The organism is Kribbella yunnanensis (assembly GCF_039529655.1).
GTDB classification, from domain to species: domain Bacteria; phylum Actinomycetota; class Actinomycetes; order Propionibacteriales; family Kribbellaceae; genus Kribbella; species Kribbella yunnanensis.
In genome coordinates, this window is sequence record NZ_BAAANF010000036.1 from 38,291 (window position 1) to 56,207 (window position 17,917).

21 protein-coding genes and 1 tRNA gene are annotated in these 17,917 nt (G+C 67.4%); 10 read left to right on the forward strand and 12 right to left on the reverse strand.

Annotated features, from left to right (window positions below; translation table 11 throughout):
- Positions 1 to 16: 16 nt before the first annotated feature.
- Complete coding sequence (locus ABD231_RS40970; protein ID WP_344165559.1) at positions 17 to 1,675, forward strand: substrate-binding and VWA domain-containing protein; 1,659 nt, start codon at positions 17 to 19, stop codon at positions 1,673 to 1,675.
- A 47-nt stretch (positions 1,676 to 1,722) separates the two neighbouring features.
- Positions 1,723 to 1,803, forward strand: a tRNA-Leu gene (locus ABD231_RS40975).
- A gap of 9 nt (positions 1,804 to 1,812) precedes the next feature.
- Here the strand turns inward: ABD231_RS40975 and ABD231_RS40980 are convergent.
- Positions 1,813 to 2,247, reverse strand: coding sequence for a VOC family protein (locus ABD231_RS40980; RefSeq protein ID WP_344165562.1), 435 nt, complete (start codon positions 2,245 to 2,247; stop codon positions 1,813 to 1,815).
- Positions 2,248 to 2,279: 32 nt separating this feature from the next.
- On the opposite strand from ABD231_RS40980, the gene ABD231_RS40985 reads away from it, so the two are divergent.
- The gene (locus tag ABD231_RS40985; protein WP_344165565.1) at positions 2,280 to 3,506 is read left to right on the forward strand and encodes an RNA polymerase sigma factor; all 1,227 of its coding nucleotides are present in this window, start codon (positions 2,280 to 2,282) and stop codon (positions 3,504 to 3,506) included.
- A gap of 235 nt (positions 3,507 to 3,741) precedes the next feature.
- On the forward strand, positions 3,742 to 4,845 hold the full coding sequence (locus ABD231_RS40990) for an IS701 family transposase (protein WP_344165568.1): 1,104 nt from the start codon (positions 3,742 to 3,744) through the stop codon (positions 4,843 to 4,845).
- A gap of 56 nt (positions 4,846 to 4,901) precedes the next feature.
- On the opposite strand, the gene ABD231_RS40995 is transcribed toward ABD231_RS40990, so the two are convergent.
- The 7 genes from ABD231_RS40995 to ABD231_RS41025 all read right to left on the reverse strand — a co-directional run bounded on the left by ABD231_RS40995 (position 4,902) and on the right by ABD231_RS41025 (position 10,334).
- Entirely contained in the window at positions 4,902 to 5,690 is a 789-nt protein-coding gene (locus ABD231_RS40995) for a maleate cis-trans isomerase family protein (protein WP_344165571.1), read from the reverse strand.
- Positions 5,687 to 6,355, reverse strand: coding sequence for a transglutaminase-like domain-containing protein (locus ABD231_RS41000; RefSeq protein WP_344165574.1), 669 nt, complete (start codon positions 6,353 to 6,355; stop codon positions 5,687 to 5,689). Before ABD231_RS41000 ends, ABD231_RS40995 begins: the two co-directional genes overlap by 4 nt.
- Positions 6,356 to 6,364: 9 nt before the next feature.
- Complete coding sequence (locus tag ABD231_RS41005; protein WP_344165577.1) at positions 6,365 to 7,483, reverse strand: acyl-CoA dehydrogenase family protein; 1,119 nt, start codon at positions 7,481 to 7,483, stop codon at positions 6,365 to 6,367.
- 72 nt (positions 7,484 to 7,555) lie between these two features.
- Complete coding sequence (locus ABD231_RS41010; RefSeq protein WP_344165580.1) at positions 7,556 to 7,930, reverse strand: ectoine synthase; 375 nt, start codon at positions 7,928 to 7,930, stop codon at positions 7,556 to 7,558.
- 16 nt (positions 7,931 to 7,946) lie between these two features.
- A complete protein-coding gene (locus ABD231_RS41015) occupies positions 7,947 to 8,213 on the reverse strand; it encodes an acyl carrier protein (RefSeq protein WP_344165583.1) in 267 nt (88 codons plus the stop codon).
- On the reverse strand, positions 8,210 to 9,670 hold the full coding sequence (locus ABD231_RS41020) for an AMP-binding protein (protein ID WP_344165586.1): 1,461 nt from the start codon (positions 9,668 to 9,670) through the stop codon (positions 8,210 to 8,212). Before ABD231_RS41020 ends, ABD231_RS41015 begins: the two co-directional genes overlap by 4 nt.
- A gap of 220 nt (positions 9,671 to 9,890) precedes the next feature.
- Complete coding sequence (locus tag ABD231_RS41025; RefSeq protein WP_344165589.1) at positions 9,891 to 10,334, reverse strand: MarR family winged helix-turn-helix transcriptional regulator; 444 nt, start codon at positions 10,332 to 10,334, stop codon at positions 9,891 to 9,893.
- 139 nt (positions 10,335 to 10,473) lie between these two features.
- Between ABD231_RS41025 and ABD231_RS41030 the strand changes: the two genes are divergently transcribed.
- The 4 genes from ABD231_RS41030 (at position 10,474) to ABD231_RS41045 (ending at position 12,454) form a co-directional block, all read left to right on the forward strand.
- Positions 10,474 to 10,794, forward strand: coding sequence for a DMT family transporter (locus tag ABD231_RS41030; protein WP_344165592.1), 321 nt, complete (start codon positions 10,474 to 10,476; stop codon positions 10,792 to 10,794).
- Positions 10,795 to 10,826: 32 nt separating this feature from the next.
- Positions 10,827 to 11,231 (forward strand): DMT family transporter, encoded by a 405-nt coding sequence (locus tag ABD231_RS41035; RefSeq protein WP_344165599.1) that lies wholly within the window; start codon positions 10,827 to 10,829, stop codon positions 11,229 to 11,231.
- A gap of 99 nt (positions 11,232 to 11,330) precedes the next feature.
- Positions 11,331 to 11,816, forward strand: coding sequence for a nucleoside deaminase (locus ABD231_RS41040; RefSeq protein ID WP_344165602.1), 486 nt, complete (start codon positions 11,331 to 11,333; stop codon positions 11,814 to 11,816).
- Complete coding sequence (locus ABD231_RS41045; RefSeq protein ID WP_344165605.1) at positions 11,813 to 12,454, forward strand: DsbA family oxidoreductase; 642 nt, start codon at positions 11,813 to 11,815, stop codon at positions 12,452 to 12,454. Before ABD231_RS41040 ends, ABD231_RS41045 begins: the two co-directional genes overlap by 4 nt.
- Here ABD231_RS41045 and ABD231_RS41050 read toward each other — a convergent pair.
- Genes ABD231_RS41050 through ABD231_RS41065 form a run of 4 tightly spaced genes read right to left on the reverse strand, consistent with a single transcriptional unit; the run spans position 12,451 to position 15,210 of the window.
- A complete protein-coding gene (locus ABD231_RS41050) occupies positions 12,451 to 13,038 on the reverse strand; it encodes a hypothetical protein (RefSeq protein WP_344165608.1) in 588 nt (195 codons plus the stop codon). The two genes, ABD231_RS41045 and ABD231_RS41050, sit on opposite strands and share 4 nt — an antisense overlap.
- A gap of 3 nt (positions 13,039 to 13,041) precedes the next feature.
- Complete coding sequence (gene rdgB / locus ABD231_RS41055) at positions 13,042 to 13,647, reverse strand: RdgB/HAM1 family non-canonical purine NTP pyrophosphatase (protein ID WP_344165611.1); 606 nt, start codon at positions 13,645 to 13,647, stop codon at positions 13,042 to 13,044.
- Complete coding sequence (gene rph, locus ABD231_RS41060) at positions 13,644 to 14,360, reverse strand: ribonuclease PH (RefSeq protein WP_132405575.1); 717 nt, start codon at positions 14,358 to 14,360, stop codon at positions 13,644 to 13,646. The genes rdgB and rph overlap by 4 nt, the downstream gene beginning before the upstream one ends.
- 10 nt (positions 14,361 to 14,370) lie before the next feature.
- Positions 14,371 to 15,210: an SGNH/GDSL hydrolase family protein gene (locus ABD231_RS41065; protein WP_344165615.1), complete on the reverse strand. Its 840-nt coding sequence runs from the start codon at positions 15,208 to 15,210 to the stop codon at positions 14,371 to 14,373.
- Positions 15,211 to 15,357: 147 nt separating this feature from the next.
- Here ABD231_RS41065 and ABD231_RS41070 point away from each other — a divergent pair, with 147 nt between their 5' ends.
- A complete protein-coding gene (locus ABD231_RS41070; RefSeq protein ID WP_344165618.1) occupies positions 15,358 to 16,530 on the forward strand; it encodes a Gfo/Idh/MocA family protein in 1,173 nt (390 codons plus the stop codon).
- 415 nt (positions 16,531 to 16,945) lie between these two features.
- Positions 16,946 to 17,743 (forward strand): hypothetical protein, encoded by a 798-nt coding sequence (locus ABD231_RS41075; protein WP_344165621.1) that lies wholly within the window; start codon positions 16,946 to 16,948, stop codon positions 17,741 to 17,743.
- Positions 17,744 to 17,917: the final 174 nt, after the last annotated feature.

Genomic DNA, 17,917 nt, shown 5'->3' on the forward strand with positions numbered 1-17,917 from the left:
GGAGGGACCAACCACGATGGGAAAGCATTCCTCTGCGGTAACGCGAAGTAACAAGAGCAACAACAACCGCCGGCCGGTGTACATCACCGCGGTCGGACTACTGGTGCTGTCGATCGGCGGCGTCTTCGTAGTCCGGTCCTTCGGCTCGGAGTCCGGCTCCGACGGGATCCTCGGGGGTAAATCCTGCGACGACCCCACGCAGATCAAGCTGACCACCGCACCCGAACTGCAGCCCGCCATCGAGACCGCGGCCAAGTCGCTGTCGGCCAAGGGCGGCAAGGACGGCGTTCCGTGCCTGCAGTTCACCATCACCGGTACGCCGGCGGCCAAGGTCGCCCGGAGCCTCGCGACCGGTGCCGACGACCGCCCCGACATCTGGATCCCGGACTCCTCACTCTGGGTCTCCCAGGCCGACGACGGCGAGACCGTCCCGTCCGTCGCCGTACCGTCGGTCGCCAGCTCGCCGATGGTCCTGGTCGGCCGCAACACGAACTTCGCCGACACCTCGTCCTGGCTGCGGGCTCTCGGCGGCGCGCAGCCGGCCCTGCTCGACCCCTTGGGTACGTCGCCCGGTGCGCTCACGCTGCTGGCGATCCAGGCCGAGCGGCAGCAGACCTCGACGTCCAACACCACGGTGAACAACGTCGTCGTACCGCTCGCGCAGCGTCTCGGCTCGATGCCCAAGCCGTTCACCGATGTGAACGCGCTCTTCGGCCGCGCCAGCCAGGAGGGCAGCGACGTCATCGTCCCGGCCTCCGAGCAGGCGTTCGTGAAGTACCAGGAAGAGCACCCCGAGGGCGAGCTCAAGGCCGTCATGCCGGCCACCGGCACGCTCTCACTCGACTACCCGGTCGTGGTCACCGCCAAGGGCGACACCGCCAAGGCGACCGAGGCAGCCAAGACACTCGGCGGGGAGATGATCGGCGACGCCGCCGGCCAGGCCCGCGACCAGGCCGGCTTCCGCGACCAGCTGCTCGGTCAGCTCAGCGGCGGCCGTGGCGTCGGTGAGATCAACCAGCTCCCGAAGCCGAACGCCGACTCGATCGACCGCACGCTCGGCACCTGGAGCCGGCTCTCGCTGTCGACGCACTCGCTCGCGGTGATCGACGTCTCCGGCTCGATGGCGGAGAAGGTCGGCAACAAGACCCGGATGCAGCTCACCATCGAGGCGGCCAGCGGCGGCCTCTCGCTGTTCCCGGACAGCGCCTCCCTCGGCCTGTGGACGTTCTCCTCGAACGTCGGCAAGGACGGCGCCGACTACAACAAGCTGGTTCCGATCGCGCCGCTGTCACCGAAGCAGCGCAACACGATCGGCAACGTCCTGAAGCAGCAGAAGCCGATCCCGAACGGCGGCACCGGTCTCTACCAGACCGCGATCGCCGCCGTCCGCGCGGTGCGCAGCAACTACGACCCGAACGCGGTCAACTCGATCCTGCTGTTCACCGACGGCAAGAACGACGACCCGGGCAGCTCCGACCTGGACGCGACCATCCGCAGCCTGCAGAGTCTCAACGACCCCGACCGCCCGGTCCGCATCATCGCCCTCGGTATGGGCCCGGACGTCAACGCCAACGAGCTCAGCCGCCTGGCCCAGGCCACCGGCGGCCGCTCCTACGTCGCCGACAACCCCAGCGACCTCCGCCAGGTGTTCATCGACGCCCTGCAGAGCCGCTGACGCAACCCGCTCCCCTAGGATGTCTGTCCTAGGGGAGCTTTTCCCTGGCCAGAGTGGTGGAACGGCAGACACGCCGGCTTTAGGTGCCGGTGCCCTTGGGCGTGCGGGTTCGAGTCCCGCCTCTGGCACAACCCCGACTAGTCGAGGCAGAACTCGTTGCCCTCGACGTCCTGCATGTTGATGCACGACTCGTTGATGCCGTCGGCGTACAGGATCTGGCCTTGTACGGCGCCAAGTGCGACGAGGCGGTCGGATTCGGCCTGGAGGGTGGCGAGGCGCTCGTCGCCGACGAGGCCGGTTCCGGCGCGGACGTCGAGGTGCACGCGGTTCTTGACGACCTTGCCCTCGGGGACGCGCTGGAAGAACAGGCGCGGTCCGACGCCGGTGGGGTCGACGCAGGCGAACGCGGAGCCCTGGCTCTCCGCCGGGAGCGACTGGTCGAACTCGGTCCAGGACGCGAACCCCTTCGGGGGCGGGGGCACCTCGTACCCGAGCACCTCGCACCAGAACCGCGCTACCCGCTCGGGTTCTGCGCAGTCGAACGTCACCTGAAACTGCCTGACCGTTGCCATGCCCTCCACCCTATTTGCATTAACTTGTCGAGGTGGCTGTTTCCGTGGATGACGCGATCAGCCGGGTCCACCGCGAGGAGTGGGCTCGGGTGGTGGCCGGGCTGGCTCGGCGGTTCGGGGATCTGGATGTGGCCGAGGAGGCTGCGGCCGAGGCGTTCGCGGTGGCGGTGGAGCGGTGGCCGAGTGACGGCGTACCGCCCAATCCAGGTGCGTGGCTGACGACGACGGCGAACCGGAAGGCCATCGACCGGCTCCGGCGGGAGAGCAAGCGCGACGACCGGCAGAAGGAGGCTCAGCTCGCGTACGACGAACCTGTCGAGCCGCTCGGCGTGATCGACGACGAGCGGCTGCGGCTGATCTTCACGTGCTGCCATCCGGCGCTGGCACCGGAGACGCGGGTGGCGTTGACGTTGCGGATGGTCGGTGGGCTGACCGTGCCGGAGATCGCGCGGGCGTTCCTGGTGCAGGAAACCACGATGGGCCAGCGGATCACCCGCGCGAAGGCGAAGATCAAGGCGGCCAAGATCCCGTACCGGGTCCCGGCGACAGAGGACCTTCCGGCGCGAGTGACCGGCGTACTCGCGGTGTTGTTCCTGGTCTTCAACGAGGGCTATCTCGCGACCGGCCCCGATACCGATCCGGTCCGCGCGGACCTCACCGCCGAGGCGATCCGCCTGACCCGTCTGATCCGCGGGCTGCTGCCCACCGACGGCGAGGTCGCGGGGTTGCTGGCGTTGATGCTGCTGACCGAAGCCCGCCGTACGGCGAGGGTGTCGGCGACCGGGGAGCTGGTTCCGCTCGGGGAGCAGGACCGCGGAGTCTGGGACGCCGAGCTGATCGCGGAAGGGCATCAGCTCGTCCGCGAACGCCTGGCCGCCGGTGTCGCCCCCGGGCGGTATCAGATCCTCGCGGCGGTGAACGCCGTCCACACGTCGGCTCGCGATGTCTGGGACACCGACTGGTCGCAGATCGTCGCTCTCTACAACCAGCTCATCCGCGTGGACCCCTCGCCTGTCGTGGCGCTCAACCGAGCCATCGCCATCGCCGAGCTGGATGGGCCGGAGGTAGCACTGGCCGCGATCGACGAGCTGGAATCGGCGCTGTCGGGCTATCACGCCTACCACGCGACCCGCGCCGATCTCCTCCGCCGGCTCGGCCGCAGCGACGATTCGCGGGCTGCCTACGACCAGGCGATCATCCTCGCCGGGAACACTGCCGAAGCAGCTTTTCTGGGCCGTCGCCGCGATCAACTGGGCTAGCCCGGAAACTATTCAATTCAGGTCGAAACAATCCATCCAAACGCTTGGCCGAATACCCGCACGGTAACTGCACAATTACCCAAGTGATAACTCCGGGGAGCTTTTGCCGAACGTGACTTGGCAACATGGTGAAGTTGCAGCGAGGTGCCGCGAAAGGCCTAAAAAACATAGCGGTTGTTCTTTATTCTCTTGAGGGCGTCCACCAGCCCCGGTGGGCCTCAGGGGAGGAACTTCAGTGACGGCTGCGCGATCGACGAGCTTCGACGGATTTACCGACCAGTTGTTCAGACGAATACCCAGGGCCGATCAGCGGCGGTGGGCCGAGGTGTACGTGCAGGGACTCCTCACGACACCGGGCAAGAAGACGGTCCGGCGGATGGCAGCCGCCGTCACCGATTCCGATACCGCGGCCCAGGCCCTGCACCAGTTCGTCAATGCGAGCCCCTGGGAATGGGAACCCATCCAGACCGAGATCACCCGCTGGGTCGAGCGGCACACCCAGCCCCGGTGCTGGAGCCTCGCGCCGGTCGTGCTCCCGAAGCGCGGCGGGCAGTCCTGTGGGGTGCACCGCCGGTTCATCCGGCAGACCGGCCGGACCGTCAACTGCCAGATCGGGATCGGCGCTTTCCTCTCGTCGGGCACCGGCGACCTGCCGGTGGCCTGGAACCTGCTGATCCCTGAGGAGTGGTCCGACAGCGCGCGCCGTCGGCAGGCCAGGATCCCGAGCACCGCGACGGCCGCATCGGCGATCCCCAACGCCTTGAAGCTGACCAACGGCCTGGCGCTCTACGCGACCGAGGACTCGCTGCCGGTGGTGGCCGACATGGTCGGATACCTGGACACCTCCGCGATGATCCGCGGACTGGTCGAACGCGGTCACGACTTCGTGGTCGCCGTACCGGACAACCTGCTGCTGCAGCCCGGCAGCCATCTGGCCGCCCGGCAGTGTGCCGAAGGTGCGCCGGTGCGCGCCGCGCAGTTCCTCGACGGACGCGCCGGTCACGCGCCACACCCCTCCGGCCTCGTCTACCTGCCGCGCACCCACACCAGACCAGGGCTGCAACGCACCTACCGCCTGTTCGCGCGCCCCGAGGACGACCGCGGCCGTCCCGGGGGTCTCTGGCTGACGAACATGACGAACCGGCCCTTCGGCGAATTGCTCGCACTGGTGGACGCGCAGACAACGACCGCGACCACCATCGGCCGCCTCGAGCGGGACTTCGGTCTGCGGGACTTCGAGGGCCGCTCGTACCCGGGCTGGCATCACCACATGACGCTGGTCTCCGCGGCGTACAACTATCAGCAGTTGGCAGTGCGCCACCTGCGCCAGGTCGCCTGACGACACAGCAGGGCCGCGCCCTTCAGTACGTCGAAGAGCGCGGCCCTGACTGGTGTTTACGGCTTGGTGCTGAAGAGGTGACCGTAGTCGGTGATGCCGGCCGCGACGTGCGCGGCGTCGGCGAGGTGCAGCGCGTGCCACATGATCACCTGGTTCGCGGTGACGACGTGGAAGCCGAGCTCCTCCTCAAGCGGCTTGATGGTCCCGACCGCGCGAATCCCGTTACCGGCAACCAGTACGGCGTCGGGCTGGTGCGCGGCGACCGTCGTACGGATCCAGGCGGACAGGTTGGTCGGCGTGATCGCCTTCTGGTTCGACGGCAGGCCACACGGCCCATGATGTACGACGTCGAACCCGAACTCACCGAAGTAGTCGGCGCCCTGTTGCGAGAGGACGTCGTCGAACCACGGCGGATTCACGATCGCGATCTTGTGTGCACCGAGCGCGCGGAACGCCGCCCGAGCCGCCACGGTCGTGCCCGTGATCGGCAGACCGCGAGTGACGGGAGCGAGTCGTTCGTAGAGCTCCTCCTCCCCCTTCGCCTTCAGCACGTAGCTCGACGAGGTGAAGGCGAGAGCGAGGGCATGCAGTGGGCTCGCGGCGACGAGCTCCACGGCCTGGTCGAGGAACGGCGGTTCGACGAACGCGCGGACCGGGTCGTGCGGGATCTTCTCGTCCATCTCGCCACCGGCCCGCATCGCGGCGAAGTGGATCCGCGATCCGTGAATCGACACCGACGAAGGAGCCATCGCCTGGAGCTCGGCCTCGGGACCGACATCGGCATGCGGTACGACGACTCCGATCCGGGTGCTCGCGTCCCAGCCGTCAAGTGGTGCCTTGCTCATCGAGTTGTCCCTTCTGCGGCGAGACTCCCGCCGGCGACTGTGCCGGTGCCCGAGAGGAACTTCGGGTGCTTGGCCCGCATGGTGGCGATGACGAAGTCGTACGGGACGTCGTCGAAGCTGCCGTGGTCGGTGAGGAACTCCATCGACCCGCCACCCTCGGCGTACGGGTGGTAGAGGCTGTCGCTGAGGCCGTCGAACTCGAGGGCCTCCATGCCGTACAGCTTGCAGAGCATCTTGTTGAAGACCGGTGTGGCCTTGACCCACTTGCCGTTCAGGTGGACCTGGGTGAGGCCGTGGAAGAAGACGTCACCACCAATGTGCTCGATCAGTCGCGGCGAGGCAAGGTGGTTGCGCACATCGCCGTACACGAGGCGCGACGGGATGCCGACGGCGCGTACCGCGGCCGCGTAGACCGCGGACTTGTGCAGGCAGAAGCCGGACTTGGCCCGGACCGTGCTCGACGCCTTCAGCCCCTCGGGCGACAGGTCGGCGTCGTACACCTCGTAGAAGATCCCGTCGCGTACGGCGTAGTACAGCTCGATCGCGTTGGTCGTCGGGTCGGCCGAGCGGTCCTTGACGGCGTGGTCGACGAAGGCCTGGACCTCGTCGGTCTCGTAGTCGAGGAACGCGGTCGGCCGGGTCAGCTCGTTCAGGTCAGCAGTCATGGGAACTCCTCAAAGGCCCATCAGAGTGGCGATGCGGTTGCGCTGGATCTCGGAGCTGCCGGAGTAGAGCGTCCCGGCGATGGAGTTGCGCAACTCGCGCTCCATCCCGAACTCGGTGAGCACGCCGCGTCCGCCGTGGATCTGGACGGCGTCCAGCGCGGTCTGCACGTTGGCCTCGGAGACGATGGTCTTGGTGGCGGCCAGATCGAAGGCGGCGTCCTGCCCGGCCTCGACCTTGGCACCGGTGTCGGTCAGCCACTTGCGGGCGGTCTCGACGCGCATCTTCATGTCGGCGAGCTTGTGCGAGATCGCCTGGTACTTGCCGATCGCCTGCCCGAACTGCGTGCGGGTCTTGGCGAACTCGACGGTCTCCTCCAGCCGGCGGGTCATCTCGCCGAGGGTGAGCGAGAAGCCGAACAGGACCTCACGCTTCATCACGTAGTCCAGGACCAGGAATCCCGCGCCCTGGGCACCGATTCGGTTGGCGACCGGGACACGCAGGTCGTCGAAGGCGAGGGTGCCGATCGGGCTGGTGCGCAGGCCGAGCTTGTCCATCACCGGTCCGACCGACAGACCCGGCGTACCGGCCTCGACCAGCAGCGTGGTCAGACCGAACGGGCCTGGCTTGCCGGTGCGGACGTACAGCAGGAACAGGTCGGCGATCGGCGCGTTCGTGATGAACATCTTGCTGCCGTTGATGACGTAGTCGTCACCGTCGCGATGGGCAACGGTCGACACGTTCGTCGCATCCGAGCCACCGGTCTCCTCGGTGATCGCATGCGCGGTGACCAGGTCACCGGCCATGATCCGCGGCAGGTACCGGCTCTTGAGCTCGGGGGTCGCGAACCGTTGCATCGGGATGCCGACGGAGACGATCTGGGTGGAGGTCGAGAAGGACAGGCCGGCGTCACGCGACGTGTAGCCGAGGCCTTCCAGGGCACGCATGGTGTCGGTCAGGCTGCGACCGCTGCCGCCGAGTTCGGGGTCGAAGGGGGTCCGCAGGATCCCGGAGTCCTGGATGGCCTTCCACTTGTCCTGCGGAAAGGCACCGGCTGCGTCCGACTCCTGCAGGTCGGCGTTGAGCTGATCTGCCCACGGGGTGGCGAGGTGGAAAAGGTCGTCGTTCAAGAGGTGTCCTCGGTTCGGCTGCGGGCGCCTGCCGGCCATTGCTTATGGCAACAGCCGGCAGGCTCGGACGGCTCAGTACTGCGAGAAGCCGTCCGCGGACAGCGTGTGCTTCTCGTTGCCGACGATCGGCGGGTTGAACACGGAGATCAGGTGCAGGTCCTCGTCCTCGGACGCGACCAGGTAGTGCGGGTCGTGCTCGTTGAGGGCGTACATCGTGCCCTCGACGATCTTGTGGCGGGTGCCGTCCTTTTCGACGACCTCACCCGAACCGCCGACGCAGAAGCAGGCCTCGAGGTGCGCGCGGTACTGCAGAGCGCTCGTCGTGCCGCGGCGGACGAGGGTGTCGCAGATGGCGAAGCCCATGCCATCGGCATCCGTCAGGACGCGGTAGCTGAGGCCGTTGCCCCACTCGACAGGGGCGACGTTGTCGATGCTGCGGACGATCATTTCTTGCTTGCTCCTTCTACTGGACGGGTACGACGGAATGGGTCTGGACGAGGGCGACGATCGCGTCGAGGCTGCGGAAGTTGTCCGGGCCGAACTCGATGTCGTCGAAGGAGACCTGGTAGGTCTCGGTGAGGTGCGAGATCAGGCGGATCAGCCCGAGGCTGTCGATGACGCCGGACTCGATCAGGGCGTAGTCACCGGTCAGGTCGGAGGTGTCCTCACCGGCCAGGTACTCGGCCACCACGTAGGCGCGGATCTCGCCGGCGATGTCTCGGGTGCTCACTTGTTCTCCTTCAGGCGGTTGCTCTTGATGAGGTTTCGGTCGGGCTTGCCCGTGGACGTGCGGGGCATCGGGTCGTCCGTGACGTGCACGGACGTGGGAATGGCATGGCGGGGCAGGTGCTGACCTGCGTGCGTTCGCAGCCGAAGGCCGGTCAGCGCACTGCTGTGGCGCCGGCTGACATGTGCGTGCAGCCGTACGCCGGCCTGTTCGTCCGGCAGCGGTACGACGACCGCCTCGATCACGTCGGGGTGTGCGGAGATCACCCGCTCGACTTCCTGCAGGTTGGTCCGCACACCGCGGACCTTCACCTGCCAGTCCGCACGGCCCTGCAGGCTGTACAGACCGTCGTCGTCCTGGGTGACGAGGTCGCCGGTGCGGTAGAACGTGCGGCCGTCGATCTCTTCGAAGACCTCGGCGTTCAAGGCGGTGTTGAGGTAGCCGTCGGTCTGGAACGGCGTTGCCACCAAGAGCTCGCCGTCGCGGATGAGCGCGTCGGTTCCGGCGATGGGACGGCCGATCGGCATCTTGCCGGTCAACGTGGTCGGGTCGACCTCGTGGATGAACGAGTCGTTCGTCTCCGTGCAGCCGAAGATGTTGTGGAACCGGGCATTCGGGAAGGCCGCACTCACCGGTCCGAGCAGCGAATCCGGCACGCTGTCCCCGGTGAAGATCACCTGGCGGACCGGAGCGAACCGACCGGGGCGGTGGGGTGGGGAAGGTATCGATTCAGCACCGGCTTCTGTGAGGAGTCGGTAGAGCATGGGGACGCCTTGGATGAAGGTGACGTCTGTGACCAGGCTTTCGACGTACGGCGCATCCGTCGCTCGGCCCTGGTCGACCAGGACGACCTGCGCTCCCAGCTGCAGGAAGGTCCAGATGTCGAGGAGCGCGAGGTCGAAGTTGAGAGGTGCGTAGGAGAGCGCAACCTCGTTGTCCGTAAGGGCAAACTCCTTCGTGGCCCAGGCGGCGAAGGCGTCGAAACCGGTGGCCGCGATGGGCACGATCTTCGGCGTACCGGTGGAACCCGAGGTGGTGAGCAGGAGGCAGGTGCGGGCGGGATCCGGGGCGGCGAACCCCGCCGCCTCCTGCTCGTCGGGCTGCACCGCGTCCGCGGTCAGGGCATCGATCGCAGACGCGGTGAGCACGTGGGTGGCGCGGGCCTGCTGCGCCAGGCGGACCAGTGCGGCCGCGCCGAGATCAGGAGCGGGAGCCAGTACGACGAGGCCCTCGAGGAACGCGGCGAGCAGCAGCGCGATGGTCTCCGGCGTCTTGTGCGCCGGGACGCAGATCGTGCTTCCGGCCGGCACGTCCAGCTCGATCAGGCTGTGCCGGAAGGACTGCGTGAGCTCGCCCAGTTCGCCGTACGAGACGGTGCGGTCGCTGGTGACCAGGGCGGTTGCGTGGGGTCGTAGGTGGCCGTGAACGGCGACGGCTTCGGCCAGGCAAGGTGATGGCACGGCGGAATTCCTCGCACTAGGGAAATCTCTGGACGGTGCACACCCACTCGGTTCGAAGGTTTCGAACCCGGGGCGGCGGTGCCGAAGGTATCCCGCGAGGTACATGCTTGGTCAAGCATCTACTTGGCGAAGTAGTAGTGAGCAGGATCATTGGTGCTTGTGCGGGCAAACAAAAACCCCCGCATCGCCGGATCGGCGAGCGGGGGTCGGTGAGCGGTGACTACGCGGTGCGGAGCGCCTGGACTGTCGGCCCCAGGTCCGGGTCGGCGGCGAAAGCATTCAGGGCGGCCGACAGCACCTCGACGTACGTGGCATGAGCCGATTGATAGCGCTTGCGACCCTCGTCAGTGATGACCGCGTAGACACCGCGCTTGTCCGACGGGCAAAGGTCCTTGAAGGCGAAGCCGGACGCCTCCAAACGCCCTACCAGGCGGGTGATCGACGACTGACCGAGGCCTACTTTGTCGGCGAGATCCTGCATCCGCAGCTCACTGGTCTCGGAGCCGACGAGGTGCTCGAGGGACCGGTACTCCGACAGGCCGATGCCGTGCCGGCTCTGCAGGGCCGCGGCGAGCTCACGCTCGACCTGGGCATGCAGGGTGAGCACGCGATCCCAGGCGCTGCGGTCGGAAGTGCGCGCGGGCGCCAGCTGCGAGGTTGTCATGGAGCCTGGTCCTCCTCGATTGATTCTTGAATCAGAGTACATGCCCATGCAACCTCTCGGGGTTTCCCTTGCTCAGGAGTTTGGCGTACAGTCTGGGCCAGACGCTTGCATGTACAAGCAACTCAACGGAGGACACCTCATGCACTGGCTCCTACTCGGCATCGCCGTCGTCTTCGAGATCGTCGTCGCGATCGCGGCCGGCAAGGCCGAAGGCTTCAAGAACCGCAAGTGGACGATCATCACCCTCGTCAGTGGTGCGTTCGGCACCTTCTTCCTCAGCCGGGCGCTGCTGACCTTCAACGTCGGCGTCGGGTACGCCCTGTGGACGTCGATCTCCGGGATCGGGATCACCGTCCTCGGCGCGCTGCTGTTCGGCCAGAAGCTGAGCTGGCGCAAGGGCCTGGGCATCGCCGCGATCATCGTCGGCGTCGTCGGCCTGCAGCTCAGCGGCGCAGCGTAAGCAAACTCGAACTCCTTCGAAAGGAACCTCCGATGTCCTCGACGTCCCCCTCCGCGGCCAAGTCCTGGCTGATGCTCCTGCTCGCCGGTGTTTTCGAGATCGGCTACGCGCTGTCCGTCGGCGGCAGCCACGGATTCACCCGGCTGACCTGGTCCCTGGTCGCCGTCTTCTTCTTCCTGCTGACCCTGTGGGCGCTGAGCGCCGCACTGCGCACCATCGAGGTGGGGATCGGTTATGCAGTCTGGGCAGGAATCGGCGCGGCCGGCGCAGCAGCCCTCGGCCCGGTCTTCTTCGACCAGAGCCTCACGGTCGTGCAGTCGCTGTGGCTCGGCCTCATCGTCCTCGGCGTCATCTGGCTCAAGCTCGCCGACAAGTTCGACGCCCCCAAGGCCTCGGCCGAGCAGACCACGCCCGCGCCTGAGAACGCCGGCGTCTGACGCGAGCCCCTCGACACACCCGGAGCGGCCGGGTCGCTCCCGTCCGAGCCGACCGGCCGCCCCGGGTGTCCTCATCGACCTCCCCCCAAGGACTTCCTGATGCCCACTGACCCTCTCGACCACCTGACTCCTCACATCGAGGAGGCCGTCCGGATCAGCAGCACCCACGTCGCCGAAGGCGGTATCCCGTTCTCCGGGATCGTCGTCCGCGACGGTCACGTCCTCGGCACCGGTTTCAACCGCGTCCTCGAGGACGACGACCCGACCGCCCACGCCGAGGTCGTCGCCCTGCGCGCCGCCGCCAAGAAGTCCGGCCGCTTCGGCGTCGCCGGCGCCACCCTGATCGCCTCCGGTGAGCCCTGCGCCCTGTGCTACATGGCCGCGCTCTACTTCAACATCGAGCACATCGTGTACGCCGCCGACCGCAAGACCGCCGAGGCCTACGGCTTCAACTACTCCAGCTCCTACTCGATCTTCGCCAGCGACCCCACCGACTGGCCGATCCAGGTGACCCACGCCCCGATCGAGGGACACGAGGCGCCGTTCGAAGAGTTCATGTCCGGCCGGAAGGGAGCCCACCGATGACCGACAAGGTCAAGATCAAGATCTTCTCCGACTACGTCTGCCCCTTCTGCCTCCTCGCCGAAGGCCCGATCGAAGAAGCGACCAAGGACTTGTACGTCGACATCGAGTGGATGCCGTTCGAACTCCGCCCGCACCCGCACCCCACCCTGCGCCCCGAAGACGAGTACCTCCCCGCCATCTGGGCCCGAGCCGTCTACCCGATGGCCCGCCAACTGGGCGTAGACATCACCCTCCCCACCGTCTCCCCCCAGCCCTACACCCACCTGGCCTTCGAGGGCTACCAGTACGCCGCCGCCCACGACAAAGGCACCGAGTACACCCACCGCATGTTCCAAGCCTTCTTCCAAGAAGACCAGGACCTAGGCAACCCCGACGTACTCCAAGCCCTGGCCGCCGAGATCGGCCTGGACGCCCCCGCCTTCCGCAAGGCCCTCGACAACCGCACCTACCGCGAGAAGCACCAAGACGCCCTCCGCGAGGCCGAGGCCCACCAGATCCAGTCCGTCCCCACCATCCTGGTCGGCAACACCCGCATAGAAGGCGTCCCCACCCCTTTCGAACTCCGCAAAGCCATCCTCGACGCCCAAGCCGAGCAAGCCATCGCCTTCGGCACGGCCTGCAGCGTCGACGGCTGTTAGTCGAGGGTGTTCAGGTACGCCGTTCCGCGGGGAGACAGCTCGTAGCCGGTTTCGAGGCTGTAGGTCAGGCCTAGGTTCTTGAGTTTGCGGACGTCTAGTTTGAAGGGGGCGGTTTCGCGGCCGAGGGTGGCGGCTAGGTCGGCTGCTCGGGTGGCTGGTTTGGACTGGATGAGGCGGAGGGTTTGGGTTGTCCAGGGGCCGTGGGGGTTGGTGGCGTCGAAGCGGGCCAGGCGGTCGCTGAGGTCCTTGAGGTCCTCGGCCGTCAGGTCTGTTTGGGCGGCCAGTTGGTCGCGGGGGTCGGGTTCTTTGACCAGGTGGAAGCGGATCAGGAAGGTCGGCCAGGAGTCGTCGCCGCGGAGGCGGCGGAGGATGTCGCCGGCGTTGCTGCGGTCGGCGCGGGCTACGTCGGGGTCGTTGTCGGCGATCAAGGCGGGGTTGATCTCGCTGATGCTGTCGATCTGGATCCGGCCGGCGTTGGTGCGGTAGATCCGGCCCTCGACGACGCGGGCCTCGGACCAGCGGCGGTAGGCCGAGGTGATCCAGCCGTCCTCGACGCCTTCCTTGTCACGTCCTGCGAACAACATGCGCTAGGCCCCCAATGCTTTCGCGACGATCGGAGCCAGGGCGCGCAACGCCTTGCCGCGGTGGCTGATCGCGTCCTTCTCTTCGATGGTCAGCTCGGCCGTGGTCACGTCGTACCCCTCGGCCTGGAACAGTACGTCGTACCCGAAGCCGCCCGTACCGCGGACTTCGCGGATCACCGAGCCGCGCATCTCGCCGAGCACGAGCTCGTCGGCCGCGTTCTTCCGCACGAAGGCAACGGCCGCGACGAACGACGCACCCCGCCGCTCATCCGGCACGTCCTCGAGCTGACCCAGCAGCAGTTGGTTGTTCGCGTCGTTGTCCTTGGCCGGACCGGACCAGCGCGCCGACAGTACGCCGGGCATCCCGTTCAACGCGTCGACGCAGATGCCGCTGTCGTCGGCGATCGACGGCAGGCCGGTCGCAGCCAGCGCGGCGTGCGCCTTCAGCAGGGCGTTGCCCTCGAAGGTCGGCTCGGTCTCCGGCGGCTCCGGGTACGGCGGTACGTCGCCCAGCCCGAGCACCTCGATCCCCGGCACGATCGGGGTCAGGATCCGGCGCAGCTCCTCGAGCTTCTTCTTGTTGTTCGAGGCGAGCAAGACGCGCGTCATCCCAGCGCCTCCTGCTGCAGCTTTGTCAGGTCCGCACAGCCTGCAAGACCCAACGACAGCAGGCTGTCCAGCTCGGCGCGGTCGAAGGGTGCGCCCTCGGCGGTGCCCTGGACCTCGATGAACTTGCCGTCGCCGGTGATCACCAGGTTCATGTCGGTCTCGGCCCGGACGTCCTCTTCGTAGCAGAGGTCGAGCATCGGGGCGCCGTCGATGATTCCGACCGACACCGCCGAGACCGTGCCGGTCAGCGGCTCACTCTTCAGCAGCTTGCGGTCGCGCAAGTACGACACCGCGTCCGCGAGCGCGACATACGCGCCGGTGATCGCCGCCGTACGGGTGCCTCCATCGGCCTGCAGTACGTCGCAGTCCAGCAGGATGGTGTTCTCGCCGAGCGCCTTGTAGTCGATCACCGCACGCAGCGACCGCCCGATCAGCCGCGAGATCTCGTGCGTCCGGCCGCCGATCCGGCCCTTCACCGACTCGCGGTCCGAGCGCGTGTTCGTCGACCGCGGCAGCATGGCGTACTCGGCGCTGACCCAGCCCAGCCCGGAACCCTTCCGCCACCGCGGCACACCCTCGGTCACACTCGCCGCGCACAGCACCCGCGTCTTCCCGAACTCCACCAGCACCGACCCTTCGGCGTGGTCGAGCCACTTCCGGGTCAGGGTTACCGGGCGGAGCTGGTCAGGGGTACGTCCGTCGATGCGAGCCATGGTCCAAACCCTAAGCCTCCAGCCGCTGGACCTCCGCATTGGTCAACGCGCCCGAGGCGGGCCGGCGCTGCGACAACGCCATCCGGGCCACGAACGGGAGCAGGTCGCCGGCGCGGCGGCCCAGCCACGGGACGCCCTCCTTGACCATCCAGACCGTGTCGGCCCACTTGCTCGGCGGTTTGTAGGCGCAGTCCAGATCCGGCGGTACGTCGATCCGCACGCCTCGACCGGTCAGTTCGTCGGCGAACATCCGGGCGAGTTTGCGGTGCCCACGCTCCCCCGGGTGCATCCGGTCGATGCTCCAGAAGTCGCGGCGGTACACCTCGGGGTAATCGGCCATGTCGAGCCGGATCCCGCCGTACCGGGTGTGCAGGTCGTCGTACGCGAGGTTGACCTGCTCGATCCGCTGCCACAGCGGCCGGCCCATCCACTTCGGCAGGCCGAAGATCTTGGCGTGGTCATGGAACCGGACGGTGAGCAGGAGCGCACCGCGCGCGGTCAGCTCCTCGGCGCACACGTGCAGGTGGTCGCGGACGCGGCCCGGGTCGAAGGTGGACCGCAGGGTGTCGTTGATGCCGACGATCAGCGAGGCGATGTCGATCGGGCCGCTGCCGATCTCGGGGAGTTGTCGGGTCGCGACCAGGTCGGTCGTCGCGCCACTGGTCGCAAAGTTGGAGAACGTCACACGGTGGGAGCTGCCCAAGGAGTCGGCGAGCAGCGAGGCCCAGCCCCGCCACCCCTCCCCCGGGCGCGCGCCGGCACCGGAAAGGTCGGTCGTACTGCTGCCGTTCATCGGGTCCCCGACACCAACTGTGGTCGAGTCCCCCAGTGCCACGTAGTGGAGGCTCACATTCCGTCATGGTGGCGACACGGGGCGAGGTCCCGCTGTCGACTGGGTGACCAGGAAGGCAATTCCATCCAGCGACCCGGTGATTGAAGGACGGAACTGCTCGGAGTTAGGCTGATTCAAACAACTATGTGCAGGAGTTGCTGGCTGATGACTGATCTTCGACTCGGCGTGGTGGGGCTCGGCGCCCGGAGCTACCTCGCGGGACACGCCCATCGCCCCGGGGAGGGCAGCGCGATCGTGGCCGTGGCCGATCCGGTCGCCGCGCAGCGTGACCAGGCCCTGGAGAAGTACCCCGAGGCGACCGCGTACGCCGATCACCGCGAGCTGCTCGACCAGAAGCTCGACGGTGTCTTCCTGACCACCCCGGACGACCTGCACGAGGGTCCGGCGATCGACTTCCTCACCGCCGGGATCCCGGTCTTCGTGGAGAAGCCGCTGGCGATCACCACCGAGGGCTGCGACCGCGTCCTGCAGGCGGCCTACGAGTCCGGCGCCCGCCTGTACGTCGGTCACAACATGCGCCACATGCCCGTCGTACAGACCATGCGGCAGCTGATCCAGGACGGCGCGATCGGTGACGTGAAGGCGATCTGGTGCCGGCACTTCATCGGCCACGGCGGCGACTTCTACTTCAAGGACTGGCACGCCGACCGCCGCCGTACCACCGGCCTGCTGCTGCAGAAGGGTGCCCACGACATCGACGTGATGCACTGGCTGGCGAACGGCTACACCCGGCGCGTCAACGCGATGGGCGCGCTCACCCTGTACGGCGGGATCGAGGACAGGCTCGACCGCACCGGCCAGCGGTTCTCCGACTTCGTGAGCTCGGACAACTGGCCGCCGCTGGAGCAGAAGGGCCTCGCGCCGGTGATGGACGTCGAGGACCTCTCGATGGCGAATCTCCTGCTGGACAACGGCGTTTTCGTCACCTACGAGCAGTGCCACTACACGCCAGACTACTGGCGCAACTACACCGTGATCGGCACCCGCGGCCGCCTGGAGAACTTCGGCGACACCGCGGGCGGCGTCGTGAAGGTCTGGAACAGCCGCCGCTCCGGCTACCGCGAGGACGCCGACCTGGTCGTCGAGATCGCCGGCGAGAGCGACCACCACGGCGGCGCCGACCCGCACCTGGTCAACGAGTTCCTCACCTTCGTCCGGGACGGCGGTACAACGTTGACCTCCCCCGTCGCCGCCCGCGCCGCAGTCGCCGCCGGCGTCGCCGCCACGAACTCCTTGCGGTCGAACGGCGTACCGATCGACGTACCGGACCTCGACCCCGCCCTAATCGCCTACTTCGACAACGGTCAGGTGCGCTGAGGGCGCCACGGCCTTGAGCACGGATCAGTCACCTGTCCGGCCGGACGGTGGTTGAGCGGCGCTCAAGGTGGGCCGGGCACGCGACCTTGAGCACGGCTCAACCGTTTCGGCAGGTGTCACGTGGTTGGTGCGTGCTCAAGGTGGCGCCGGAAGAGCCGAACCGTCGCACCACCCGGCGGACGAAATCCAGAGCGCTTGCTCCTCGAGCTCACGCTCTGGGATAGGGCTGGTCAGTCCGATAGAGCGCATGACCGCAGGTGCTAACATCCACGACGTGACCAGGTACGCCGTCGCGATGCGAATGCTGAGCCCTCGATACGGAGGAACCTCGGCAGCGTAGTCACGTGTGCTTGCAGCGAGAGGCCTCCTGTCGGGGGCCTCTTCTCATGTCTGCAACCACCCCAGGAGACCTCGCATGTACCCGATCACCTACCTGACCGACTGTGTCGGCGGGAACGCCCGCGCCCGCCTCAGCACCCGCATCGGCGCCCTCTTCGGCCAGTCCCCCACGATCATCGCGCTCGACGACCCCGATCCCGAGTCGTTCGCGGCGTTGACCCTGCTGGACTGTCTGAGATCGACGGAATCCCTCGGCGAACCCGGCCACCCCACCATCACCCTGCTCAACCTCGCCCCTCGTGACGGTCATTGGCCGAACGGCGTCCCGTTCTGCTTCTTCCGGTACGGCGAACACCTCGTCGCAAGCACGTTCAATCCGCGCGCCCTGGCGCTGGTACGGCGGGAGCTCGGGATCACCGAGGTGTTTGTCACCGACATCGCCGAGGTCCTGGAAGCCCTCGACTTCGACCCCGTGGAATCCGAGCGGATCATCACCACCCAGTTCCGCAGCCTCTGGTACCTACCCCTGCTCGCGAAATGGGTCACCGACGGCCGCGCGGTCCCCTCGACGCCGACCCCGATACCCGTCACCCCGGACGAGGGCCCACTCGTGACCGTCGTCGACAACTTCGGCAACTGCAAACTTGACCGCGCCCCCGCGGAACTCAAGCTGGCAGGCATACCGCGCTATCCGCACCTGACCGCCGTACCGCGTGATGAACCCGGCCTCATCCCCGGCAGCTCAGACGTAGCCGAGCTGGTAGTCCGCGGCGGTTCAGCAGCCCACTACTTCGGCCTACGCCAAGGCGACCGCCTGGATGATCGTCGCGCGCAGGACCTCGCAAACCGCGTCAGGCCGCTCGCGCCACAGTGAGCCAGGTCGCCGTGCACCACCAGCCCCGCCGTCGAGTGAAAGGAGATTGCCGCCAGCCACCCAAACCCGCCGCCCCGCGCCGGCCAACCCCCCATCTCAGTGGATAACCCCCGAGCTGAGGGGTTGCCCCCTCAAAAACCCGCCGTGCAACCCCCCATCTCAACGGGCAACCCC